The sequence below is a fragment of the Brevundimonas sp. FV1ye7S genome, from assembly GCF_058680995.1.
The window spans coordinates 262,446-285,506 of the sequence record NZ_CM178726.1 but is presented as its reverse complement, the minus strand read 5'-3'; the positions used below and the strand labels follow the sequence as shown (position 1 = coordinate 285,506).

Annotated in this window: 20 protein-coding genes; 6 read left to right on the top strand and 14 right to left on the bottom strand. The window is 67.6% G+C overall.

Annotation, left to right across the window (positions count from 1 at the left end; all coding sequences use genetic code 11):
• Nucleotides 1-17: 17 nt before the first annotated feature.
• Nucleotides 18-3,137 carry a TonB-dependent receptor gene (locus ACW18C_RS01310; RefSeq protein WP_492072353.1) on the top strand — a complete coding sequence of 1,040 codons (3,120 nt, stop codon included), beginning with the start codon at nucleotides 18-20 and terminating at the stop codon, nucleotides 3,135-3,137.
• On the opposite strand, the gene ACW18C_RS01305 is transcribed toward ACW18C_RS01310, so the two are convergent.
• From ACW18C_RS01305 to ACW18C_RS01275, 7 genes are all read right to left on the bottom strand, one after another.
• Nucleotides 3,121-3,738: a phospholipase domain-containing protein gene (locus tag ACW18C_RS01305; protein ID WP_492072352.1), complete on the bottom strand. Its 618-nt coding sequence runs from the start codon at nucleotides 3,736-3,738 to the stop codon at nucleotides 3,121-3,123. The two genes, ACW18C_RS01310 and ACW18C_RS01305, sit on opposite strands and share 17 nt — an antisense overlap.
• Nucleotides 3,735-4,610: a glycerophosphodiester phosphodiesterase family protein gene (locus ACW18C_RS01300; RefSeq protein WP_492072351.1), complete on the bottom strand. Its 876-nt coding sequence runs from the start codon at nucleotides 4,608-4,610 to the stop codon at nucleotides 3,735-3,737. The genes ACW18C_RS01305 and ACW18C_RS01300 overlap by 4 nt, the downstream gene beginning before the upstream one ends.
• Nucleotides 4,611-4,615: 5 nt before the next feature.
• A complete protein-coding gene (locus ACW18C_RS01295; protein WP_492072349.1) occupies nucleotides 4,616-5,917 on the bottom strand; it encodes a purple acid phosphatase family protein in 1,302 nt (433 codons plus the stop codon).
• Between the two features lie 65 nt (nucleotides 5,918-5,982).
• A complete protein-coding gene (locus ACW18C_RS01290; RefSeq protein ID WP_492072347.1) occupies nucleotides 5,983-8,907 on the bottom strand; it encodes a TonB-dependent receptor in 2,925 nt (974 codons plus the stop codon).
• A 388-nt stretch (nucleotides 8,908-9,295) separates the two neighbouring features.
• Nucleotides 9,296-9,856: an HNH endonuclease gene (locus ACW18C_RS01285; protein ID WP_008264308.1), complete on the bottom strand. Its 561-nt coding sequence runs from the start codon at nucleotides 9,854-9,856 to the stop codon at nucleotides 9,296-9,298.
• A 129-nt stretch (nucleotides 9,857-9,985) separates the two neighbouring features.
• Nucleotides 9,986-10,636 carry a trimeric intracellular cation channel family protein gene (locus ACW18C_RS01280; protein ID WP_492072345.1) on the bottom strand — a complete coding sequence of 217 codons (651 nt, stop codon included), beginning with the start codon at nucleotides 10,634-10,636 and terminating at the stop codon, nucleotides 9,986-9,988.
• On the bottom strand, nucleotides 10,633-11,289 hold the full coding sequence (locus tag ACW18C_RS01275) for a DNA-3-methyladenine glycosylase family protein (RefSeq protein ID WP_492072344.1): 657 nt from the start codon (nucleotides 11,287-11,289) through the stop codon (nucleotides 10,633-10,635). Before ACW18C_RS01275 ends, ACW18C_RS01280 begins: the two co-directional genes overlap by 4 nt.
• Before the next feature lie 108 nt (nucleotides 11,290-11,397).
• Here ACW18C_RS01275 and ACW18C_RS01270 point away from each other — a divergent pair, with 108 nt between their 5' ends.
• The 3 genes from ACW18C_RS01270 to gluQRS are packed head-to-tail and all read left to right on the top strand — an operon-like array spanning nucleotide 11,398 to nucleotide 12,795.
• On the top strand, nucleotides 11,398-11,646 hold the full coding sequence (locus tag ACW18C_RS01270) for a type II toxin-antitoxin system ParD family antitoxin (protein WP_492072342.1): 249 nt from the start codon (nucleotides 11,398-11,400) through the stop codon (nucleotides 11,644-11,646).
• A complete protein-coding gene (locus ACW18C_RS01265) occupies nucleotides 11,643-11,933 on the top strand; it encodes a type II toxin-antitoxin system RelE/ParE family toxin (RefSeq protein WP_492072340.1) in 291 nt (96 codons plus the stop codon). Before ACW18C_RS01270 ends, ACW18C_RS01265 begins: the two co-directional genes overlap by 4 nt.
• Before the next feature lies 1 nt (nucleotide 11,934).
• Nucleotides 11,935-12,795 (top strand): tRNA glutamyl-Q(34) synthetase GluQRS, encoded by an 861-nt coding sequence (gene gluQRS, locus ACW18C_RS01260; protein WP_492072338.1) that lies wholly within the window; start codon nucleotides 11,935-11,937, stop codon nucleotides 12,793-12,795.
• Here the strand turns inward: gluQRS and ACW18C_RS01255 are convergent.
• The 3 genes from ACW18C_RS01255 to ACW18C_RS01245 form a co-directional block, all read right to left on the bottom strand.
• The gene (locus tag ACW18C_RS01255; protein ID WP_492072337.1) at nucleotides 12,779-13,618 is read right to left on the bottom strand and encodes a TIGR02186 family protein; all 840 of its coding nucleotides are present in this window, start codon (nucleotides 13,616-13,618) and stop codon (nucleotides 12,779-12,781) included. The two genes, gluQRS and ACW18C_RS01255, sit on opposite strands and share 17 nt — an antisense overlap.
• Nucleotides 13,618-14,541, bottom strand: coding sequence for a sulfite exporter TauE/SafE family protein (locus ACW18C_RS01250; protein WP_183196621.1), 924 nt, complete (start codon nucleotides 14,539-14,541; stop codon nucleotides 13,618-13,620). Before ACW18C_RS01250 ends, ACW18C_RS01255 begins: the two co-directional genes overlap by 1 nt.
• A gap of 107 nt (nucleotides 14,542-14,648) precedes the next feature.
• Nucleotides 14,649-17,591 (bottom strand): SEL1-like repeat protein, encoded by a 2,943-nt coding sequence (locus ACW18C_RS01245; RefSeq protein WP_492072335.1) that lies wholly within the window; start codon nucleotides 17,589-17,591, stop codon nucleotides 14,649-14,651.
• A 218-nt stretch (nucleotides 17,592-17,809) separates the two neighbouring features.
• Here ACW18C_RS01245 and ACW18C_RS01240 point away from each other — a divergent pair, with 218 nt between their 5' ends.
• Together ACW18C_RS01240 and ACW18C_RS01235 are read left to right on the top strand one after the other, a co-directional pair.
• Nucleotides 17,810-18,025 carry a hypothetical protein gene (locus ACW18C_RS01240; protein ID WP_008261388.1) on the top strand — a complete coding sequence of 72 codons (216 nt, stop codon included), beginning with the start codon at nucleotides 17,810-17,812 and terminating at the stop codon, nucleotides 18,023-18,025.
• Nucleotides 18,026-18,080: 55 nt separating this feature from the next.
• On the top strand, nucleotides 18,081-18,581 hold the full coding sequence (locus ACW18C_RS01235) for a pyridoxamine 5'-phosphate oxidase family protein (RefSeq protein ID WP_492072334.1): 501 nt from the start codon (nucleotides 18,081-18,083) through the stop codon (nucleotides 18,579-18,581).
• Nucleotides 18,582-18,606: 25 nt separating this feature from the next.
• Here the strand turns inward: ACW18C_RS01235 and ACW18C_RS01230 are convergent, their stop codons facing one another.
• The 4 genes from ACW18C_RS01230 to ACW18C_RS01215 all read right to left on the bottom strand — a co-directional run bounded on the left by ACW18C_RS01230 (nucleotide 18,607) and on the right by ACW18C_RS01215 (nucleotide 22,913).
• Nucleotides 18,607-19,437, bottom strand: coding sequence for an EF-hand domain-containing protein (locus ACW18C_RS01230; protein WP_492072332.1), 831 nt, complete (start codon nucleotides 19,435-19,437; stop codon nucleotides 18,607-18,609).
• Between the two features lie 91 nt (nucleotides 19,438-19,528).
• Nucleotides 19,529-20,443, bottom strand: coding sequence for an ornithine carbamoyltransferase (gene argF / locus ACW18C_RS01225; protein WP_492072330.1), 915 nt, complete (start codon nucleotides 20,441-20,443; stop codon nucleotides 19,529-19,531).
• Nucleotides 20,444-20,588: 145 nt separating this feature from the next.
• On the bottom strand, nucleotides 20,589-21,764 hold the full coding sequence (locus ACW18C_RS01220; RefSeq protein WP_492073944.1) for an aspartate aminotransferase family protein: 1,176 nt from the start codon (nucleotides 21,762-21,764) through the stop codon (nucleotides 20,589-20,591).
• Between the two features lie 138 nt (nucleotides 21,765-21,902).
• Complete coding sequence (locus ACW18C_RS01215) at nucleotides 21,903-22,913, bottom strand: M28 family metallopeptidase (RefSeq protein ID WP_492072329.1); 1,011 nt, start codon at nucleotides 22,911-22,913, stop codon at nucleotides 21,903-21,905.
• Nucleotides 22,914-23,061 lie beyond the last annotated feature (148 nt).

The window sequence follows — 23,061 nt, the reverse complement described above, 5'->3', positions numbered from 1 at the left end:
TTTGGAGCGCAGCAGCGGTGACGAGCCTGTGGCTTGCCGCGGGCGGCGCCGCGGCTCAAGCCCATGCCCCGGCCCCGTTCGCCGCCGCCGCCGCCGCCGACCAGACCCCGCACAGGTTTCGGATTTCCAGCGGCCCTCTTGCCCAGGCCCTGCGTGATCTTTCCCGGCAATCGGGCATGGCCGTTCTGGCCGACGCCGATCTGATGAACGGACGTCGCACAGCGCAGTGGCAAGGCCGAACCACCGCCTGGAACGCCCTGACCCGGCTGCTGGCCCCCCATCCGGACCTGCAGGCCCGCATCGTCGGCGAGACCCTGATCATCGAGCGGGCGCAGGCTGCGCCGGCGCCGACGACCGTGACCCAGCTCGAGGAGGTGGTGGTCCTGGGCCGCAAAGGGGCCCTCCAGGAGGCTCTGGAGATCAAACGGGCCTATGACGGCGTCAGCGATGTGGTCAGCGTCGACGACCAGGGCCTGCTGCCGACCAACAATCTGGCGGAAAGCCTTGCGCGTCTGCCCGGCGTCAACGCCGTCAGAAACCACCAGACCGGTGAAGGCGATCGCCTGACGATCCGCGGCATGTCGACCGAATGGAACGCCTATCGGATCAATGGCGTGCGCCTGGGCGGCGCCGGGTCGCGGGCGGACAAATTCTATCGTGGCGTCCGCCTCAGCTATCTGCCGCCCGAAGGAATCCAGAACCTGATCGTGCGAAAGACCCTGACGCCCGATCTGGACGGAGACGCCCTGGGCGGCCTGATCGACATTCAAACCCCGACGGCCTTCGACGCCGACCACGACTATGTGCGGCTGTCGGCGGAAAACGGCTGGTTGACCCGGTTCGACCGACCGAAGTCGGGCAAGTTGGCCTTGGCCGTCTCGCGCCGTCTCTCGGATCAGCTGGGCCTCTTCGTCGCCGCCAACTGGAGCGACGCCCGCTCGCAATTCGAGATGGTCGGCGGCGAGAGCGACGACCTGCCGCCCGTCTGGTTCGACACCTTCTATTCGACCGGCTGGGATTTCGACCGTTTCATCATGAGGGGCATGGAACTGGCCGTCGGCGAGACCCAGGTGCGCCGCCTTGGGGTGAACGGGAGCCTGGATTGGCGAGGCGGGCAGCAGGAGCTTCACCTGCGGCTTCAGTACAACCGCTACGAGGGCGAGGAGTACCGGAACCGTCTGAATTTCCGGAACGACGGCCTGGCGGGAACCGAGCGGCTGGTCCAGGTGGACAGCGGTCGAACTGGCCTTGCGCAGCCGAACGAGATGGTGGTCGGTTCGGATCCGGATTTGGGGCGCATCTACGGCTACTCGACTGCGGACATGAAGGATGTGGACGGGGATGGGCGGATCACCGACGCCGACCGCGATGTCCGCTCCGTCTATAGTCTGGCTGGCGCATCGGGCGTGTGGGATCCAATGGGCTTCCGACTGAGACGGTTCTGGGAAGCGACGCGGGAATCCGGCCTGTTGTCGTCCATCACCCTGGGCGGACGGCGGTGGGACGGGCCGTGGCGGATCGACTATGATGTCTCGCTGTCGCGCTCTCAGGATGATCTGGACGAGGGCGCGCTCCTGGAATTCAGGACCGACGCCGTCGAATGGCTGGGCAATCGCGGCGTCCGGGTGATCGAGACCGACGATCCGCGCTTTCGCCTGTGGGGGCTCAATCCCGCCGGCATGGCGGCGGTTCAGGATCCGGCCGCCTATGATTTCAGACATCTGGGCGATGAGTGGGAACAGACGTCCGAGACCCTGGCCCAGGCCCAGTTCGGTCTGACCTATACGCCGACCGGCGGCTGGCTGGAGTCGGTCCAGGCCGGAGGGCGCTATATGCACTCCAACCGCCGCAGCGCGGGAGGCGCCCGCCCCGATCTGATCGGTCCGGAGACCCTGGCCGATCTGGAAGGGCTGTTCGGCGCGCCGGTCACGGACCTGTTCGACGGCCGCTATGTCGGGGACCACCGGCTGGGCGTGGTCTTGGACAGCCGACGGATGTCGGCCGAGATCGAACGGGCCTATCGCGGCGACAGCGCCTATTTCACCGTAGACCCCGAGTTCGAGCCCCAGGCCGAAGCCGAGAGGTTCCGGCTGAAGGAACAGGCGGCGGCCGGCTATGTCATGGCCGCAGCCCGATGGGCCGGAACGGAGATCACGGGCGGCGTGCGGATCGAGCACACCCGATCAAAGGTGAGTTTTCCCATTCTGGATGCGCTCCGTGGCGACGGACGGGATCAACGTCGAAACAGTTTCACCAATGTTTTGCCATCGCTGCATCTGCGGCGCGCCCTGGAGGGCGACAAGGTCTTGCGGGCGGCGATCTGGACCAGTTTCGCCCGACCGGACATCGCCCGAATGACGTCGGCGCGGCAGTATGTCTACGATCAGGATCCCGACCGCGACGGCGAGGTCAATCCCGAGGCAGACTGGATCCTTCAGGAAATCCGCCAAGGCAATCCGGACCTGAAGCCTATGGAAGCCATCGGCTATGATCTGTCGCTCGAACACTATGGCCGATCGACAGCCTGGTCGGCGGCCCTGTTCCACAAGGACATTCATAATTTTCTCTATAGGGCCTCAACCAGTTCGATCCGCGACGGCGGACTGATTGACCGCGGGGATGAGAACGGGACGCCCGTGCGGGCCTACGCCAACGGTCGGCGGGCGCGGATCAGCGGGGTCGAACTGGCGATACGCCACGGCCTGGACTGGGCGCCCGCCCCGCTGGATGGGCTGGGCGTCACGGCCAATCTGACCTGGCAGGTCAGTCGCGCCGACGCCAACATCGCCTGGCGCGTCGGCGATCGGCTTCCCTTTACGGAGACGCCCGAGACCCTGGCGTCCGTCGAACTGTTCTGGCAGGGCGGCGGATGGGAGGCGGCCGCCGGCTGGAGCCGCCAGGGCGGCTTCCTCGAAGGTATGGATAGTTTCGCCAACGACCCCTACGAACAGGCCTACAGTTTTGTGGACATCAGCCTTCGACGACGGTTGGGCGGCGACGGCTTGGCGTCGATTCAGATCCGCAACCTGCTGAACAGCCATACCTATTGGTACACCTTCGGCTCGGGGCCGGAGGATTTGCGGGAGTATATCCGCACCGGGCCGACGGTGACCCTGGCGATCAGCCGCAGCTTCTGAGCGGATCCTGCGACGCCAGGCGGCCCGCGAACCTTCGGCTGAAGGCGCCGCCGAGGCGCGAGACGGTCAGGTCGTAGGCGCCGTCCGGCAGGACCGGAAGTCGCAGGCGCAAGGGCGCTCCAGCGCCCAGCCTGTAGCGACGCGTGGGACACAGGCCCGTCTCGTCATTGACGCAGAACCAGGCGTCCTCGGCCGGGACGATCTCCAGGATCAGGCCCCGACCTCGGCGCGGCTCTTTCAGGCGCGCCGCGACAGGACCGTCTTCGGCCAAACAGCCGGAGAAGCGCCTGCAGAAGCCGTCGGGTCCGAGCAGGCGCAGATCATAGGGGTCGGCCGTCCGGATCAGTTCGACCTGCTCGCCGGGCGGCAGGCTGAAGGCGTCCATGGACGCCGACGGCTGATGCGCATCGAGGATCTGAAGATACGCCACATCGCCGCCGGCCGCGTTGCACACCGTCAGCAAAAGCTCATCCTGGGCGAAGTCAAAGCGATCCGTTACGGAGAGGCTGCACGACCCGGAAAGATCGCGCGTCTTTGTGGTCAGGCGGGGATTGAAGGCGCCGCCCGCTCGGCCCCCGCGCCTTTGCATGGCTTCGATCATGGCAGCGCCGCGAGCCCGCAGTCGCTCACGGCGCGCCGAAGGCCCCGCGGCCGATCCGTCTGAATCACATTGGCGTCAAGGACCAACAGTCCCTCAAGCCGGAGACACAGGTCGGGCGCCCGGACCGCCAAGGCCTCATCGACATCGCCCAGACTGTTGACCCAGATTCGCGCCGGCAGGGCCCGAGCCCCGTTGCGGAGCTGCGGGGTCAGAGACTCGGGGTCGCCGTGAATGATCGTCGCCGCCGCCAGCCCCTCGACGGCGGCGGCCAAGCCGTCGGGACGGCTGACGCGCGGCATGAGCAGGGCGCGCGGCGCGAGCTCACGCACCGCCCGCAACACCGCCCCGTCGGAGTCGAAGAAGACGACCTGGTCCGTCATTCCCAGCCCCTGCACCGCCGCGACCACGGGGCCGATGCGATCCGTCTTGAGGTCCAGATCAACCAGCACCCGTCCGCACGTCTTGCGAAGCGCCTCGACCAGGGTCGGGGGCGGCTCGGAACTGTCTTCCAGCCGCAGGCGACGCAGTTGGGCGTAGGTCAGGCTCTCGGCCTCGCCGGCGCCGCCGGTGGTCCGAGTCACCGTTTGATCGTGCATCAGAAAGGGCACGCCGTCGGCGGAGACCTTGACGTCGATCTCCACAATGTCGGCGCCCTCGCGCACCGCTTCGTCGATGGCGGCCAGCGAGTTCTCGGGCGCGTCGAGGTGGCCGGCCCGGTGTGCGGCGATCAGCAGGGCGCCGCGCGGCTTCGCCAGTTCGGCCTGAAGGCGCGACATGACGGCGGTCTGCCCGCAGACCGGATCGGCCAGGGCCGGCGTCGCCGCCAGCCCCGCCGCCCATGCCGCGAGCAGCCCGACGATCGCGGTACGCACCGTCACTACTGGTCCTCGCGCCGCAGGATCAGCTCCGGCGTCGCCGGCTTCAGATCGGTCAGGCGCGCCGGACCCGCGCCGGGCTTCTCCAGTTGGAAGGCGTCGTACAGGGCGCCGTCCATGGTGAAGGCCCGCACCGTCAGTCGGTCACCGGCCACCTCGACCTGCTGGAACACCTGCACGCCGCTGGCCTTGCGCTCCGTCCAGTTCAAGTCGCCCAGCGGATACTGTTTCGGCCCGACATTGGAGACCATATAGACCGGGCCCTGATCGTGGGGGCGACCGCGCCCATAGGTGTGGTCATGGCCGGCCAGCACCAGGTCGACGTGATAGCGGTCGAACAGGGGTTGCAGCACGGCGCGCAGTTCCTCGCCGCTGCGGCCCCGGGCGGTGGAATAGAGGGGGTAGTGCAGGAAGACGACCGTCCAGCGCGACGGGTTGTCCGCGAGTTGGCGCTCCAGCCAGGCGAACTGATCCTGCGCAGCCTGCGGGTCTTCGTCGATCATGTCGGCGTCGAGCGAGATGATGCGCACGCCCTGATAATCGACCCGATACACGGTCTCGGTCAGCATGTCGGACGGGCCGTTCTCGGGCAGGGTGAATTGCAGCCGCCACTGGGGCGCCAGCATTTGCGGGGTCTCGCCCTGGGGCTTCATGTATTCGTGGTTGCCCGGCGTCATCAGCGACGGGGTCTCGGCCAGGCGGTGGGCGTCCATATCGAACCATTCGCCCCATTCCGCGTCGTTGTCGGCCCGGTTGATCAGGTCGCCGGCGAACAGCATGAAGGCCGCGTCCGGGGTCTGGCGCAGGGCGCGGCGCACGGCCAGGCCGCCCATGGAGCGGATGTCGTTCTGGACGTCGCCCATATAGAGGAAGGTGAAGGGACGAACCTCGGCGGCGGCGGTCTTGACCTGGCGCCAGGGCGACCAGGCGCCTTCCTTGCCCACGCGATAGACGTACTGGGTGTCGGGGGTCAGGCCGGTCAGCCGCACGCTGTAATAGTCTGCGGCGACGTTCTGGTCGTCCCGCGTCGTGAAGGCGGCGGAGGTGCGCTGTGCGGGGAGGCGAACGGCCTGGGCCGGATAGGCCGGCCCCGGCGTCAGGGTCGCGTATTCGATGAAGCCGTCGCCTGCGCCCGCTTCGGCGCGCCAGTTGAAGGCCAGGCTGGTCGAGGGCGTCTCGGTCAGATTGACGATGACGCGTTCGGGCAGGGAAGCCGTCTGGGCTTGCGCCGGAACGGTCTGGAGGGCGGCGAAGGCCAGGACGCTGCAGGACAGGGTCGCGGCGAGGCGCAGGGACAGGCGCATGAGGTATCCTCGATGTCTGGAAAAGGCGCCGCTCGCGGGAGATCTCCCGCGAGCGGCAGGAGCGATCAGAGCCGCCAGTTCAGGTTCAGGCTCAGGTAACGACCGTTTTCGATGTAGTCGCGGACGCCGCCCTTTCCTTCACCGAAGGTGTAGAAGTAGGTGTAGTTGTCCAACAGGTTCTGCACCTTGAAGGTCGCCGTCAGATTCGGCGTGATCTGACGCCGCGCCATCAGGTCCACAAAGTGGTAATCCTGCTCATAGGGATCGTTGCCGAAGTCCTCGATGTCTTCCAGAGACACGTCCTGATAGTTGTAGGCCACATAGGCCTCCCAGCCGTTGCGCTCCCAGAACAGTTCCAGGTTCACGATGTGGTCGGGGGTTTCCATGAAGGGCAGGGTGTAGCCTTCAGGGTGCCAGGACAGGCCGGTTTCGGCTTCCGAGCGCTGGATGGTGGCGTTCGCCGCCACGCCCAGCCCGTCGAACGGCGCCGGCAGCCAGTGGAGCTGCTGGCGGGCGTTGATCTCGACGCCGCGGATCTCGGCCTTGCGACCGTTCATCGGCATGGAGACGGGCACGCCCGACGGATCGTCGAACTCGCCCTCCGTGCCGTCCCGAATGACCGACGACGAGGAGCGGAACAGGAACTTGTCCAGATCCTTGTAGAACAGCGCGACGGAGTAGGCACCCGTGCGTCCGTTGTAATATTCCGCCGACAGGTCGTAGTTGACCGAGGTCATCGGCTCGAGATCGGGATTGCCCTGGACGACGCCGGTCAGCACCCATTCGCTGGTCGGGTTGGTCACGCCGTCGCCGTCGGGATCGCTGTCGTAGCTGTATTCCTTGACCGAGGTCATCCGTTTGATGTCCGGACGCGAGACGCTGGTCCAGATCGCCGCCCGCAGCTTGGCGCTCCGGCTCACGTCATAGTTGACGTGGATCGAGGGCAGCCAGTTGGTGAAGCCCGAGGTGTCGGTGGTGTAGTCCTCGCCCCGCACCGGGTCTTCGGTCCAGGCGCGGATGTCGTTGCTGGTGTCCTCGACCCGCACCCCGGCGATCACTTCGGCCGCGCCGAAACGAGCCGTGGCCATGGCGTAGGCCGACACTACCTGTTCGTCGTAGAACCAGGTGGAGGCGTAGTCGATCGAGTCCGCCTCGTTCAGCGTCAGCAGGGTCGAGTTGCCCGCCTTGGCGCGTTCGATCTCGGCCATCATCTTGTCGGTGTCGATGACGGGGCCGAGTTGGTACTGGCCGGTGTAACGGCCGTCGAACATGTCGGTGATCGCTTCGCCGAACAGGGCGGAATAGTCGGCCATGGTGCCCCGGGGCTCCAGGTCGATCAGCGAACCTTCCAGGCGTTCACGCTCGGACTTGTAGTATTTGGCGCCGACGCGGACCTCTTGCAGCCAGGAGCCGGTCGGCTCGTAGCGCAGGTTGAATTGGGCCTGGTTCAGGGTTTCCTTGGCGCCGCCGTAGCTGCCGCTCAGGCTGGAGGCGGTGTACTGGGTCAGGTCCTGGACGCCCGCCATGCCGGCGGGGTTCAGCACCCATTTCAGGTACTGCGGATCCCCCTGGCTGACGATCTCGACGCCTTCGTTGCCCTTCCACAGATAGGCGTTGCGGCCGAAGAACATCTCGTAGCTGTCGACGATATTGTCCTCGGATTCCGAGTGGGACAGGTCGTAGTCGAGGGTGAACTCGCGGAAGCGGCTTTCGCCGCCGAAGTTGACCATCTGCAGCACGCCTTCGGTCGTGCCGCCTTCCCAGTAGCGACGCAGGCGGAAGCCTTTGGGATCCCACGAGCCCGACGAGCCGTTCAGGCTGTAATAGCTGTTGGAACCCTTGTCCGCGTCGGTGATCTTGTCGTCCTTGTCGCGGTCGACGATCTGGTCGGTGGTGTAGTTGTAGATGGCGCCCTTGATGTCATCGTAGCCGATGACGGCGTTCGCCGGCTGGATCAGGTCGCCGCGCGACTTGTCGACCTGCTCCAGGCGCGCCGAGGCGCTGGTGCCGGCCTCGTTGCGGAAGTTGAGGCGGTTCCTGAACTGGGTCTCTTCATACTCATTGTACTGACCACGCAGGTGGAAGTCGTGATTGTCGCCGCGCCAGTCCAGCGAGCCGTTGAAGCCCCACCGCGTCACGTCCGTGTCGCCGGTGGACATTTCCAGACCGCGGGTCACGAAGGTCTGGGGATCGAAGTCCAGGCTCTGGGCCGTGCCGTACCAGTTACGGGGCATATTATCCCCGGAGTTGCCGATCTGCTCGAACTGCGAGGCGCGTTCCGAGTAGTTTCCGGTCACGAACAGGCCCAGGCGCTCTGAGAACTGCTTGCCGAAGGCCACATCGGCGGCCCATGAGGTCCGGTCGTCGCGCTGTTGCAGCAGGGTGCCCTCGCTCGAGCCCGCCACATGGGTCGGATCATAGTCGAAGGCCGTCGGCGTCTTGATGTCGATGGTGCCGCCGATGGCGTCGCCGTCCATATAGGGCAGCAGGCTCTTGTAGACCGTGATCGCATCGACGCCCGACGTCGGCAGGAAGCTGAGGCGCACGCCGCGGAAGAAGTTGTCGCCCGGCGATCCGGTGCCGCCCATGCGCACGCCGTTGACGGCGTAGGCGTTGTATTCGGTCGCCATGCCCCGGATCACCACCCGGTCGCCTTCGCCGGTGAAGTGGTTGCGGACCGCCGACACGCCGGGAATGCGGGACGCGGCTTCGGTCAGGTTGGACGAGGGCAGCTTGCCCATATCGTCGGCGCTGACGCTGTCCGAGATCATGTCGCTGTTGCGCTTCTCGTCGATCGAGCGGCGCAGGCCCTGCAGATAGCCGGTGACGACGACTTCATCGAGGACGGCGGGGTTGGGTTGCGCCGCCGTTTGCGCCTCGGACGAGGTCGATTGCGACTGCGACTGCGATTGGGCCGCCGCCCATTGCGGAAAGGCCGCGATCAACGCCAGGCCTCCGGCCGCCGCCAGATAGCGAGATTTGGTTTTCATGATGTAGTCCCCCGTGGTCTGCCAAGGCGCAGACGACAGAGAGACTGAACGACCCGAACAAGCTGACAGGCGTCGTCAATATTTCATACGCACGTCGTCAATCTGTACTGGACAATCAACCTCAGATATACAGCTCTGCCCCGTCATTGACGAAACCGGCAGCCAGTCGAAGTTCCGACAATGCACAGTGTCAAACCCGTTGGTCTACTCAACGACAACACCGGCTGGGCCAACGGGCCAGCAAGGCTGCCGCGCTCGGCGAAATCCGCAAAACGTGGTCAAGCCTCCGCGGCGCGAGCCAAACCCTTCAACTTTACATCCCACGCCGAATAGCGCTCTGGGCCCGACGTCAGGCGCCAACAGGCGCTTGGGCGTCACCGGGAAACCCTCAGGGTTCCAGCTCGATGTCCCAATAGAGATAGTCCAGCCAGCTCTGGTGCAGATAATGCGGCGGGAAACGCCGGCCCGCTTCCTGCAGCTGCCAGGCGTTCGGGCGATAGGGCTCGCGGCGGATCGGCATCATGGCCTGGCGCGGGGTGCGGCCGCCCTTGGTCAGGTTGCAGGGGCCGCAGGCGGCCACGATGTTCTCCCAGGTCGTGCGCCCGCCGTGCGAGCGCGGAATGACGTGGTCGAAGGTCAGCTCGGTCGATTCCCCGCAGTACTGACAGGCGAAGCCGTCGCGCAGGAAGACGTTGAACCGGGTGAAGGCGGGGCTGCGATCCTGATCGACATAGTTCTTCAGCGCGATGACGCTGGGCAGCTGCATCTCCATCGACGGAGAGCGGACCACCTTGTCGTACAGCGACACCACGTCCACCCGGTCCTGATAGACCGCCTTGACCGCCTCTTCCCACGGCCAGAGCGACAGCGGGTAATAGGACAGCGGCCGGAAGTCCGCGTTCAGAACGAGGGCGGGAAAGCCCGACGGCGGTCGGTGGAGGACCTGCATCAGGCCCTCCCGGTCGGCGCGGGGGGTATGGAAGCTACAGGATTGAAGACGCGTCTCCTTCCCTAGTCCGAGGCGTTCAGCCTAGTCCCGATTCGAAGACGCCGCCATGACGAACAGGCGACGAACCGTTCAATTTCGCTCAGGGAAGCCCGGCAGGGTCCAGCCCCAGCGCAGCGCCCCCGCCCGCAGCATGAAACCGGCCACGGCGGCGACGATGGCGGCGGGCCAGATCGGCGCCTCGGGGATGCGCAGGACGATATAGAGGGTCGCCGCCAGTATGGCCGCCGTCACATTGATCTCGCGCCGCAGCAGGATCGACGGCTGCCCCGCCAGGGTGTCGCGCACCACCCCGCCGAAACAGGCGGTCAGGGTGCCCATGACGATGCAGATCAACGGGGGGGCGCCCGCCGCCTCCGCCTTGGCCGCCCCCATGACGCCATAGGCGCCCAGGCCGATGGCGTCGAGCCACAGCAGGGCCCGGAACCGCCAGTCGCGCTGTCCGATCAACCAGACGACCACCGCCGTCAGCAGGCAGACCGCCATATAGCGCCAGTCCTGCACCCAGAAGACGGGCAGGCCCAGCAGCAGGTCGCGCAAGGTGCCGCCCCCTACCCCGGTGATGGCCGCGAAGAAGGCGAAGGTGATGACGTCGTGTTTCTCGCGTGCGGCGGCCAGGGCGCCGGTGGCCGCGAAGACGGCCACCCCGGCGAAGTCCAGGGCGGCGAGCACCGTGCGGGGATCGCGCAGCGGCTCGGTAAGGGCAGGATCGAGGGGGGTCACGCGGTCAGCTCCTCCAGAGCGATCTCGCCCCGCTTGACGCCGCCATACCACCCCCACAGCAGATGTGCAGCCACACCGCGATGCGGTCGCCAGATCTCGGCGCGGACGTAGGCCTGTTTCTCGGTCGGGCGCAGTTCGGCGCGGTCGGCCCAGCGCATCGCTTCTTGAAGCGCCACGTCGCCGCCCGGAAAGACGTTCAGCCGGCCCTCGCAGAACATCAGATAGGTCTCGGCCGTCCACTTGCCGACGCCCTTGATCGCGGTCAGGGCGGCGATCGCATCCTCGTCGGACAGGGTCTGCATATGGTCCAGATCGACGCGGCCCTCCACCTGGGCCAGGGCGATCTCGCGGCCGTATTTTGCCTTCTGGCCCGACAGGCCAAAGGCGCGCAGGGCGTCGATGTCGTGGGCCAGCACGGCGTCCGGCGTCACCGTTCCGCCCAGTCCCTGAATGGTGCGCGCCCAGATCGAGGCGGCGGCGGCGACGGACACCTGTTGCTCGACGATCATGCGGAACAGGCCTTCGTAACCGCCGGGCCGCAGCCGCCACTCGAACGCCGGCGTCTGGGCGTGGGCGCGCGTCAGGGCGGGATCGGCGGCGGCCAGGGCCTGACGCGCGGTGGCGATTTCCTGGGCTGTGGGGGCGACGGGCATGACCCCTGTATGACGCGGGTTCGCCGGTTGGGGAATGCGGGCTTGGCGCAAAACGGCTGTCAATGCGGGCCGCCAATAACTATTATTGGATCAAACGGAGTAGACGCCATGACGATGACCGTCGAACTGGGAGCCTTGGAGCAGGTGGTGGAGAGCCTGGTCAAGGAAGGCCGATACGGCTCCAAGAGCGAGGTGCTGCGCACCGGCGTGCGACTGGTCCAAGAGCGTGAGGCCCGCTTGGCGGCCCTGCTGGGCAAGCTCCAGGAAGGCATCGACGACGCTGACGCCGGGCGGGTTCACACGATCGACGAGGTACGGGCGCAAATGAAGGCGCGCTGGGCAAACGACGGCCAATGAGGCTGGTCATCACGCGGGCCGCAGCCGGCGACCTTGCTGAGATCGAAGCCTTCATCGCCCGGGATAGCGCGAGGGCTGCTCGGCGTTTCGTCCTGAAACTGCTCGACGCCTGCGAAGGCTTGGTTGATCAACCGCGCGCCTACCCGGAAGCCGGCGTTCAGAATCTGCGGAAACGCTCGCTCGATGACTATCTGATCTTCTATCGCCTATCTGAGGCAGTGGAGGTCGTCCGTATTCTTCACGCCGCGCGTGACTGGGCTCGACTGCTGGACCCCGCGACCGACTGAAATGTTCGCCACCCGTTTCGCCCCCTCCCCCACCGGCCGTCTGCACAAGGGCCACGCCTTCTCGGCCCTGACCGCCTGGTCTGCGGCGAAGGCGGGGGGCGGGCGGTTCGTGCTGCGGATCGAGGACATCGATCCCACGCGCTGTCGGCCGGAGTATGAGGTCGCTATTCTGGAAGACCTGGCATGGCTCGGGCTGGACTGGGAGATGCCGGTGCGGCGCCAGTCGGACCATCTTGCGGACTATGCCGTCGTCATCGACGACCTGCGCGAGCGGGGACTTCTGTATCGCTGCTTCCGTACACGGACGGAGGTGCTCGCCGGGATCGGGGATGCGCCGCACGGGGCGATGGAGGCGGCCCGTCCCGGCCCCCATCCTCCGGACGAGGAGGCCCGGTTCCTGGACGCCGGGCGCTCTTTCGCCTGGCGGCTGTCACTGGATCGGGCGCGTGAGGTCTTGGGCGAGGCGGCGTGGAGCGGGCTCCACTTCATCGAACAGGGCGCCGGTCCGAACGGAGAGACCGGCGTCGTGCCCGTCCGTCCGGATGCGGCGGGGGACGTGGTCCTGGCGCGCAAGGATACGGGTGTGGCCTATCATCTGGCCGTGACCCACGACGACGCCCTACAAGGCATCGACCACGTCATCCGCGGCGAAGACCTTTTCGAGGCGACCCATGTGCAACGGCTGCTTCAGGCCCTGATGGGTTGGCCGGCGCCTATCTATCGCCACCACCGCCTGCTGACGGGGCCCGATGGGCGACGCTACGCCAAGCGGGACCGGTCCGTGACCCTGGCGGAGCTGCGCGCGGGCGGGCTGACAGCCGAAGCCCTGCGCGCAGAACTGGGCCTCAGTCGCGGCGGCTGAACAGGCGCGAAGCGCCGTAGCCGGTCAGGGCCGCCAGCACGACGCACAACAGGCCGTACAGCCAGGGGCGACGATGAGCGAACTCGTAGATGTCGCGCTCGAGCCCGACCTTCTCGACCGTCAGGGTCATGTTGGACACCGACCGGGGCTCGCCGTCCTGGAACAGCCAGACCTCGGCATAGTATTTCCCGGTGGGGGCGACGGTCGGCAGCTTGACCTCGGCCCGGAACAGGCCGCGATCCACGAACTCGACCCCGTCGGGGTCGGTGTCATAAAGGGCCGCCGCCTCCTTCAGCCGGATCACGGCGCGGCGCCAATCGAGATAGTCATCGCCCAGGCGGCTGACGACCACGTCGCGCACCCCGTAGCGGGTCACAGTCCCGGCCTCTTCCGGCGCGTCGATGCGAAGGTGATCCACCCCGACGCCCAGCCGACGTAGCTGGCCGAAATCGGCGATGTCCGACAGGGGGCGGGTCGAGGCGGTCATGTAGAAACCCGGAGCCCCTTCGAACAGGACCGGACGGCTGTTCAGCCAGACGCCCATGTTGCGGGTCTTCTTGACCAGGCGGACGGGCGCGTCCGGGCCGCGCACCACCACGACCACATCGACCGGGTCGGGGGTCGGGTTGAACACCGCGCCATACAGGACGATGGAGGCGCCGGTGAAGCCGGAATCGACGTGGACCTGGGCGTCGGTCAGGGCGGCGGCGACGCGCAGTTCGCCCGTCGTGGCCTCGGACCGGTCGGGGGCCGGCGCCGCGACGGCGGCCGCCTCGATGGGGGGCGCCTCGATGGCCGGAGGGGGTGGAGGAAGCGCCTGCATCAGTCCGACACCCCCGGCGCGAGCAGGAAGATGTCACTGGGCCGCACGAACAGCTCCAGCCCCATCTGGATGCCGACCAGCAGCACGATCAGGCCCAGGGCCGCGCGCAACTCCTCAGCCCGGAACCGACCCGCGAACCGGGCGCCGATCTGGGCGCCGACCACCCCGCCCAGCAGCAGGATGGTGGACAGCAGGATGTCGACCGTCTGGTTGCGGCCGGCCTGGAGAATGGTGGTGATGGCCGTGGTGATGATGATCTGGAACAGGCTGGTGCCCACCACGGCCCCGGCTCGCATCCGCAGCACATAGAGCATCGCCGGCACCAGGATGAAGCCGCCGCCCACCCCCATGATGGCAGACAGGACCCCGGCGAAGACGCCCAGGCCGAACGGCGGCAGGGCGCTGATATAGAGGCCCGACTTGGGGAATTTCATCCGCAGCGGCAAGCCGTACAGCCACAGGGGACGGCGGCGGTCCTTGCGCGGCGGGGGCAGGCCGCGACGCCGACGCAGGATCTCGGTCAGGCTCTCGTGCAGCATCAGCAGGCCGATGGCGCCCAGGAAGACCAGATAGGACAGGGCCACCACCAGATCGGCCTGGCCCAGCAGGCGCAGATAGCGGAACAGTTCAACGCCCGCGATCGCCCCGGCGGCCCCACCCGCGGCCATGACGCCGCCCATCTTGAAATCCACCGCGCCCTGGCCCGCATAGCGGATTACGCCGGATGTGGAGGAGGCGACGACGTGGCTGGCCTGGCTGGCGACGGCCACGGTCGGCGGAATTCCCATGAAGACCAGGATCGGCGCCATCAGGAAGCCGCCGCCGATGCCGAACAGGCCCGAGACGAACCCGACCACCGCCCCCAGAATCACCAGGGTCGGCCAGTTCACCGAAACCTCGGCGATCGGCAGATAGATGTCCAAAGGACGCGCCTTCGGCTGGAGCGGAACGGGAGACGCCGAACGGCGACAGGGTGTTCTTTAGCGACGGGGACGGCGCGCCGCCACCCGTGCGCGAAAGGTTTGGCGGCCTAGCCTCGGCCCTGAGCCGGGCTTTGGACCTGCTGCTGCACAAATGCGTCGGCGGCGGTGCGGGCGGCGCGCTGGGCGGTGGCGGTGGCGGCGGGACGAAGTCGGGTGACGGCCGCCTGGGCCTCGCTGTCGCCGCCGCGCGCAGCGATCATGTACCATTTCAGGGCTTCGGTCGGGTTCTTCGCCACGCCCTCGGCGCCGGTCTCATAGATGCGGGCGACATTGTACTGGCTGTCGGTCAGGCCCCGCTCGGCCGCCCTGAGCAGCCAGATCAGACCCTCGGCCTGATTGGCCGCGCCGCCGTCGCCTTCGTACAACTGCATGCCGTACAGATGCATGCCGCCGGGATCCCCGGACTCGGCCGCACGGCGGCCCCACCGACGGCTCTCGGCCGGATTGGCGGACACGCCGTTTCCACCCATGAGATAGAGCTGACCCAGATAGGTCTGGGCCGGGCCGTACCCCAGGTCGGCGGCGCGCTTCAGTTCGTCCACGCCTTCCAGGTCGCCGCTCTCGATCCGGTTCACGGCCCGTTCGAACTCGGCCGCGCCGGCGTCGACCGTGGGTACGGCGTCCGTCGGGGTGATCGCCATGGCGATCGGGGTTTCGCTGGCGGCGGAGGCGGGCGTCCGGGTCGAACCCGGCAACCCCGGCAGTTCGAGATCGGGCAGTCCCGACCCGTCGGCCAGGGTCAAAGACGCATAGGCCCCGCCGGTCAGGGCCACAGCCGTGACCGAGGCCAGAAAGGCCTTCTTGACCGTCGATCCGTCCTTGGCCGCCTGCTTGTCCAGCCGCTCCTGCAGCTTGGACTTGCCGCCGCGCTTGGGCATCAGGCCGAAGCCCTGGCGGGGCGCTTCCTCGGGCGCCGCCGGCGTCGTCATGGCCGCCCGGGCGGCGTCGATGGTGCTGCGGGTCGAGGCCGCGCGACCGGCGGCGGCGGCCGCGCCCATGCTGGCGCGCAGACGGCGGGGATCGACGAATTCGGTGTCGTCGGCGAAGTCGTCGTCGCCGTCCAGCAAGGCGTCGCTCCGGCCTTGACCGGGGCCTTGAACGGGGCCTTGAACGGCGTCCTGATCCGGGGCCTGTCCGTTCGGACGCGGCTCCGACCGGGTCGAGAAACCGGATGCGGTGGCCTCCAGCGCGTCGTCGACATCGGCGCCGCCGAAACCGCCGAAGGGCTGGATTCGGGGTTCGCTTTCGACCGACGCCGCAGAAACCGGAGCCGGATCAGGCTCGGGCCGGAGCGGCTCCGACGCCAGTGCAGCGGGCGTCGGAGCCGTCGGCATCGACGGGAAGGGCGTCGCCATGGCCGCGTCCGGCGACACGGGGTCGATCGACCAGTCATCCTCGACGTCGAAGGATTCTTCGGGGAAGACGGCCGCGCGCCAGTCCGGCTCGACCGGCGCCGAGACGGCGGCGACCGCTGCGCGCTCGGCGACGGCGCGGGGCGCGGGCTCGGGCGAAGGCTCGGCCTCGGGGATGTCCAGCTGCAGGTCGCGGGTCGCGGCCGGCTTGCGCGTATCCATGCTCTCGCGGGCCTCGGCCAGCAGGCGGGCGGTGCGCTCCTCGCTCATCCGCATCCGCTCGGCCAGTTCGCCGGAGGCGCGGTCGTAGCGCTGTTCGATCTTGTCCGAGCTTTCCGACAGGCGGCGGGCGATGTCGTCCAGCGCCTGCTGCGAGCGGCGTTCGGACTGGGCGATGCGGTCGCTCAGCTGATCCGAAATCCGGGTGATCTCGCCGCCCAGCTTCTCGAGCGCCAGGGCGTGACGGTCGTCGCTGGCGGTCAGGCGTTGATCGACGCGATCGACGTGGCGCGCGAACTCCTGGTCCATTCTGGCCGCGTGACGCGACAGATCGGCCTCGACCTTGCGGCCGACCAGGTCGGTGACGCTGCGGGTGACGGCCTCGGCGCGGCCGATGGCCTCGCGTTCGACCGTCTGGACCCGGGCGTTCAGGTTCTGGGCGATCTTCAGGACCTCGCGGCCCATGGCCTCCAGCCCCTGGGCACCCTTGCGCTCGGATGCGTTCAGCTGGTCGCCGACGCTGCGGACCGCCTGCTCGATCCGGTCGATGCGCGCGCCGGTCTCGGCGGCGTCGAGCCGCTGCATCATCTCGGCGCGGTTGAACTCGATCTGACGCGACAGGGTCTCGGCCAGCTTCTCGAACCGGGCGGCGTCACGCGCCCCCTCGGGCTCGACCCGCCCCTCGGCCGCGCGCATGCGCTGGTCCAGCTCGGCGAAGGAGCGCTCGAGGGTCTTCAGCGCCTCGGTGGTGCGGCTCTGGGCCTGGTCCAGACGCGCGCCGACCTGGGCCAGCAGGTCCGTGCCGACGCCGGGACCTGCGGCCTTCTCGACCGCCTCCATGCGCTGACGCAGTTCCGAGACGCCCGACCTCTGGCGTTCCTCGATGTCGTACAGGCGGCCGGCCAGGGCGCCCAGCGACTGCTCGACCTTGCCGAAGGTCTCCTGGGTCTGGGGGCCGGTGTCGCGTTCGAAGGCGCGCAGGCGACGATGACCCTCGCGCAATTCCTCGGCGATGTCGTCGATGCGGCGGGCCTGCCCCTTGGTCTGGGCGTCCTGGCCGTCCAGCCGGCGCACCAGGCCGGACACGGCCTGGTCCACACCCTGAATGGCGACAGTCGAGCGACGTTCGGCGGCCTCCAGCCGGGCGGCGATGGCGTCGATCGAGGCGCTGACCCGCTGCCAGCCTTCGTCCGAAGCGTCATAGGCGTCGTCGAGACGGCGGCTGCGACCGCGACGTTCGAACATCTCGGGGCCGGCGGAGCGACGCGGCAGGGTGGCGTAACCCTCGTCCTCGTCTTCCATGATCATGGAGTTCAGCCATTCGCCCAGGGTCATGCCCGAGCGGCGCGCAAGATCCTTGGCGACCTCGCGAGCCTTCGGATCAATACCCTTCACGCTCCAAGGCGCCGCTGCGCTCACTGATTCGGCTCCCGACCCATGGGATGGAGGCTATAACGCCAATATCGAGGGTGTAAACGTGTGGTTAACCGCAAGATGTTGCGCCGACTCGTCAGCCTGTGGACATCTCGTCGGATGGGGAGGCTTTTGGGCGCGACGTGGTTAATGACCGATTAAGATTAAGGACCTGGTAACCGGTTCGGCTTGCGTCCACGCCCCGGCGGCGCCAACTGCGGCCCATGAGCCTGACAACCACTCTGATCCTGCTGGGCGCGGCCCTGGCCGTCATGGTCTTCGCCGGCTGGCGCGGCGCGCGGCCGCCCGACCCGTTCAAGGGGCCGCGCATGGTCCCCTGGCGTTTCATCATGCTGGGCGCCGCGGCCCTGGCCATGCTGCTGCTGATCCACCTGGCCACCCTGTTCGGCGCCGAACGACCGCCCTGGGTTTCAGTTTAGGAACCCGAGCGAGGCCCGATGGTTGATCCTGCGAGCCCCAGACAGGAGACGCATCATGGCCGACAAACTGACCCCCGCCGAGGCGGAAAAGGAATTCTGGAACAGCCTGAAGGAGTCCAACACCGGCATGCTGGGCCTGGACCAGGCCGGCTATCACCATCAGCCGATGACCGGTTTCGGCGAGCCGGAGACCGGGACCATCTGGTTCTTCAGCCGCGACGACACCGATTTCGCCCGCGACGTGGCGGTCGGCGGTCAGCAGGGCATGTTCTGCTATCAGGCCAAGGACCAGAAGGTTCAGGCCTGTATCCACGGCGACCTGTCGATCGACCAGGACCGCGCCCGGATTGAAAAATACTGGAACCCCGTCGTCGCCGCCTGGTACCCGGACGGCAAGGACGACCCGCACCTGACCCTGATCCGCTTCAACGCCGAGGACGGCCGGGTCTGGGTTTCGGACAAGGGCGCGCTGGGCTTCGGCTATCAGGTGATGAAGGCCAATCTGACCAAAACGACGCCCGACGTCGGCGGCGTTTCGGACGTGAACCTGCAATAGGCGGGCGCTCCGCCGGCGCACGCATTTATGCGCGCGTTTCGGCGACAGCCTGTTGTCCGTCCCTCGACGGCGTCCAGCTGTTCAGCGCCTGTTGGAACAGCCGCACGGCAAGAGCGTCGCTCATCGGGGCGGCGGCGATACGGGCGGCCTCGGCCGCTCTCCGGCCTTCGATTTCGCGACTGAGGAAGCGAGCGGTTCCAGCGGGTCCGGAGGCGCGCTCGGCCCAGTCGGCCGCGGCCTGTTCCGGGGAGACCAGGGGTTCATCGTCTGCGGGGGGCGCCTGGACGGGGTCAGAGCGGAGGCTTTCCGTCAACTGTCGGATCTCGGCCTGGCGCTCGGGGGACAGGCTGGAGACCTGGGTCCGCTGAAGCGTTCGCATTCGGCCAGCGACAAAATCGTCGATGGACAGCGGCTGATCGCGATCCGAACCCAACCGGGCCATGACGACGCGGTCGCTCATATAGCCGGCGTCATAGGCCGCCGCACGGCGCAGATCCGCCGCAGCCTCGCGTTCCGACCTCGACACCAGACCGTCGCTGTCCGTGTCGGTCTGGGCGAACCAGTCGGCAAGATATTCCGCGTCGGAAAGGGATTCCGACCCCGACTGGGCCTGGATCAGGGCGTTCAGGGTGTCGGCGCCGAATGTGTCGGCGGGGGTCATTTCGGCGCGGGTGACGCGACCGTCCGCATCGGCGTCGAAGGTTTCGAAAGCCTTTGAAACCTTGGTGTTTCCAGCGTCTACAGCGCTGATTTCGTCGAGGGTCAGGGCGTCGTCGCCGTCGGTGTTCAGACGGTCGAACAGCTTCTGATAGAGCTGTTGCGTGAGGGTGGAACCCGCAGCGGATATGGTGGTCATGGCCTCAGCCTCCCCAGGGCGCGACAAGCGTGACCTTAAGGAAGCAAGAGCCAGACCGCATGAGCGCGGCCTGGCGATCGCCAGAACGGCGTCAGCCGGCGAAACACCAGGCCAGGACCGCCTTCTGGGCGTGGATGCGGTTTTCGGCCTCGTCCCAGACCAGGGAGCGGGGGCCGTCGATGACGGCGTCTGTGACTTCCTCGCCCCGGTGGGCCGGCAGACAGTGCAGGAAGACCGCATCCGGATCGGCCAGGGCCATCAGAGCCTCATCGACGGTGTAATCCTCAAACGCCGCCAGACGCGCCTCATAGTCCTGATCGCCCATCGACACCCAGGTGTCGGTGACGACGACGTCGGCGCCCTTGACCGCCTCGCGCGGGTCGCTGGTCAGGGTGACGGCGCCGCCGCCCTTGGCCAGGTCGCGCAGGTCTGGATGATACGCCGCCGGACAGGCGACGTTCAGGTGGAAGCCGAACCTGGGCGCCGCGTGCATGAAGCTGTGGCAGACGTTGTTGCCGTCGCCGATCCAGGCGATGGTCTTGCCCGAAACCGGGCCGGAGTGTTCCTCGATCGTCTGCAGGTCGGCCAGGATCTGGCACGGATGCGACCGGTCGGTCAGGCCGTTGATCACCGGCACGGTCGAGACGCGGGCGAAGCGTTCGACGTCCTCATGGCTGTTGGCGCGGATCATTACGGCGTCGACCATGCGCGACAGGACACGGGCCGTGTCCTCGACCGGTTCGCCCCGGCCCAACTGCATATCGGAAGCCGTGGCGATGATGGCGGCGCCGCCCAGTTGGCGGATGGCGGCGTCGAAGCTGAACCGGGTGCGGGTCGAGTTCTTCTCGAAGATCATGGCCAGGACCCGATCCTTGCCCGGCGTATCGGCGTCGGGACGGCCCTGGGGCCAGCCCTTGCGGGCGGCCTTTCGGGCGTGGGCGTCGTCCAGGATGGACCGCAGATCGGCGGCGTCCAGCAGGTGGATGTCGAGGAAGTGCCGGACCATTGCCTAACTCCGCTCATCCCCGCGAAGGCGGGGACCTGATGCTTTGGGCGACGGGCGCCCGATGTCTGTCACGTCCGCCGGTCCCGGGCCTTTCGCGTAAAAGGCCTGGGTCCCCCGCTTTCGCGGGGATGAGCGTTTTTGAGGATCAGGCCGCCCACTTCTCGCGGGCGACCTCGCAAGCGGCTTCGAACCGGACGATCAGTTCGCGGGCCTCGTCCAGGGTCAGGTTCAGCGGCGGCAGCAGGCGTACGCAGTTGTCGCCGCCGCCGGCGATCAGAAGCTGTTGCGTGTCGCGCGCCAGGGCCATGAACTCGCGATTGTTCGGGACCAGCTTGACCCCGATCAGCAGCCCCTTGCCGCGCACATCGACGATGACGTCCGGGAAGCGGGACTGAAGCCCCGCCAGCTGCTGCTTCAGATAGCCGGCGATGTCGTTGACGTTGGCCAGGGTCTCTGGCGTGTTGATCAAGGACAGCGCCTTCAGACCCACGGCCATGGCCAGGGGGTTGCCGCCGAAGGTCGAGCCGTGGACGCCGACCGTCATGCCCGAAGCCGCGCGGGCCGTGGCCAGGCAGGCGCCGATCGGGAAGCCGCCGCCCAGGGCCTTGGCCACCGCCATGATGTCGGGCGACATGCCGGCCCATTCGTGGGCCCACAGCTTGCCGGTCCGGCCCATGCCGCACTGGACCTCGTCGAAGATGATCAGGACGCCGTGTTCGTCGCACAGCTCACGCAGGCCGCGCAGGCACTGCTCCGGCATGGCGCGGCAGCCGCCCTCGCCCTGGACAGGCTCGACGATGATGGCGGCGGTCGTGGGATTGGCGATGGCGGCCTTGATGGCGTCGTGGTCGCCCCACTTCAACTGGTGGAAGCCCTGCATCGGCGGGCCGAAACCCTCGGTATAGCTGGGGTTGGCGGCGGCGTTGATCGCGCCATAGGTGCGGCCGTGGAACGAGCCGTCGAAGCCGTAGATGTCGATCCGCTCGGGCGCGCCGTTGGCCGAATGATATTTACGCGCCGTCTTCAACGCGCACTCGACCGCTTCCGTGCCCGAGTTGGTGAAGAAGACCACGTCGGCGAAGCTCGACTCGCACAGGGCGTCGGCCAGGGCTTCCTGGCCCGGAATGCGGAAGATGTTGGAGACGTGCCACAGCTTCTCGGCCTGATCCTTGACCGCCTGGACCAGTTCGGGATGGGCGTGGCCCAGGCCGTTGGTCGAGATGCCGGCGACGCAGTCCAGATACTCGGTCCCGTCGGTCGACCACAGGCGAGCGCCTCGGCCGCGTTCCACTTCCAGCGGCGCGCGATTGTAGACACCCATCAGATGGTTCGTGGACACGGGACTAAGACCTCCAAAAGCGATACGGCCCCGACGCGAGGCGCGACGGAGCCGGTTTCATAGGGACAGGCGTTGTCGGACGGGCGACGGTGTTAGTCAACACCGGCGCCGAGGCGAAGGCTACGGGTTGCTGGCGTCCGGCATGGCGGCGGCGGGGGCGTTTTCTGCGGCCACGGCGTCTTGCTTGGCCTGGATTTCGACCAGTCGCTTGTCCAACGCGAGCCCCAGGTCCGCGAGGAACAGGCCGAAGCGGGCCACATCGACGCCGTTGATGTAGGACAGCCTGTCTTCGGTCGAATGGATGCGCTGGAAGACCGGCGGGACGAAGCCCTCCTTCAGGCCGTTGTCCTTGCCGCCGTTGAAGGCCAGCCACATCTGATGGGCGCCCACCGCATCCTGCGTCCCCAGCGAGACCACCGGCACGCCGGCCGCCGAGAAGACGCGGTCGTCGCTGGGCGGATAGATCGGATAGGGCATGCAGTCGAAGCCGCGCTCGGCGCACAGGCTGCGCAGGGTCTCCAGCACGAAGCCGGACTGGTCGCCGTTGTTCTCGCCGTACATGACCGTCTCGCCATAGGCGGCGACGTCGGCGTTGATGACGGCGGCGATCCGGTCCTTGCCGTGCTTTTCCAGGAAGGCCTTGGCCCCCAGCAGGCCCAGTTCCTCCTGATCGGTGAAGACGAAGACGAAGCGGTGGGCGACCGGCTGCCCCTCCAGCCCCATCTCCAAGGTCTTGGCCGCCTCCATCATGGCCATGACCGAGCCGATATTGTCGACGACGCCCTGGGACAGGGTTCCGTCGCGCAGCTTCACCGCATCATAGTGGGCGGTCAGGACGATGTCCTTCGCGCCCTCGCCCACCGTCACGACGAGGTTCGCGCCCTCCATCGGACCGGTGGCCCGATTGCCGCCGGCGAAGACCTGGATCTCGGGCGTGAAGCCCAGGCGGGTCAGCATGCCGACCAGGACCTGGGTCCGTTCGGCGTTGGTGGGCTTGATGAACTGGGCGGCGCCGGCGGCGATGTCGGGGCGGTCGCCGGCCTGGGGCGTCGCTTCCTGGGCCCAGGCCGGCGAAAGGCCTGGAACGGCGGCGAACAGCGCCGCAGCGGCGACGAGCGAACGGAACAGCATGGCGGACCTCTCAGGGGAGCAATCCTCCAGAGTTAGCCGCTGATCGGGCCGGGCGCCAGCGACGCCTGCGCCGCCAGACCGGCCCCTCGGCGACGACAGCGGATCGATGATCGGCGCCCGCCCTGTGACGGACCCGCACCGTCACCGC

What these genes read in the sequence shown, in the direction of transcription:
- ACW18C_RS01215 (WP_492072329.1), bottom strand. Translation starts at nt 22,913, where the DNA reads ATGCTGTTCCGTTCGCTCGTCGCCGCTGCGGCGCTGTTCGCCGCCGTT.
- ACW18C_RS01265 (WP_492072340.1), top strand. Translation starts at nt 11,643, where the DNA reads ATGAGGCTGGTCATCACGCGGGCCGCAGCCGGCGACCTTGCTGAGATC.
- ACW18C_RS01290 (WP_492072347.1), bottom strand. Translation starts at nt 8,907, where the DNA reads ATGAAAACCAAATCTCGCTATCTGGCGGCGGCCGGAGGCCTGGCGTTG.
- ACW18C_RS01295 (WP_492072349.1), bottom strand. Translation starts at nt 5,917, where the DNA reads ATGCGCCTGTCCCTGCGCCTCGCCGCGACCCTGTCCTGCAGCGTCCTG.
- ACW18C_RS01220 (WP_492073944.1), bottom strand. Translation starts at nt 21,764, where the DNA reads ATGGGTGTCTACAATCGCGCGCCGCTGGAAGTGGAACGCGGCCGAGGC.
- ACW18C_RS01230 (WP_492072332.1), bottom strand. Translation starts at nt 19,437, where the DNA reads ATGACCACCATATCCGCTGCGGGTTCCACCCTCACGCAACAGCTCTAT.
- ACW18C_RS01235 (WP_492072334.1), top strand. Translation starts at nt 18,081, where the DNA reads ATGGCCGACAAACTGACCCCCGCCGAGGCGGAAAAGGAATTCTGGAAC.
- argF (WP_492072330.1), bottom strand. Translation starts at nt 20,443, where the DNA reads ATGGTCCGGCACTTCCTCGACATCCACCTGCTGGACGCCGCCGATCTG.
- ACW18C_RS01255 (WP_492072337.1), bottom strand. Translation starts at nt 13,618, where the DNA reads ATGCAGGCGCTTCCTCCACCCCCTCCGGCCATCGAGGCGCCCCCCATC.
- gluQRS (WP_492072338.1), top strand. Translation starts at nt 11,935, where the DNA reads ATGTTCGCCACCCGTTTCGCCCCCTCCCCCACCGGCCGTCTGCACAAG.
- ACW18C_RS01240 (WP_008261388.1), top strand. Translation starts at nt 17,810, where the DNA reads ATGAGCCTGACAACCACTCTGATCCTGCTGGGCGCGGCCCTGGCCGTC.
- ACW18C_RS01275 (WP_492072344.1), bottom strand. Translation starts at nt 11,289, where the DNA reads ATGCCCGTCGCCCCCACAGCCCAGGAAATCGCCACCGCGCGTCAGGCC.
- ACW18C_RS01305 (WP_492072352.1), bottom strand. Translation starts at nt 3,738, where the DNA reads ATGATCGAAGCCATGCAAAGGCGCGGGGGCCGAGCGGGCGGCGCCTTC.
- ACW18C_RS01270 (WP_492072342.1), top strand. Translation starts at nt 11,398, where the DNA reads ATGACGATGACCGTCGAACTGGGAGCCTTGGAGCAGGTGGTGGAGAGC.
- ACW18C_RS01285 (WP_008264308.1), bottom strand. Translation starts at nt 9,856, where the DNA reads ATGCAGGTCCTCCACCGACCGCCGTCGGGCTTTCCCGCCCTCGTTCTG.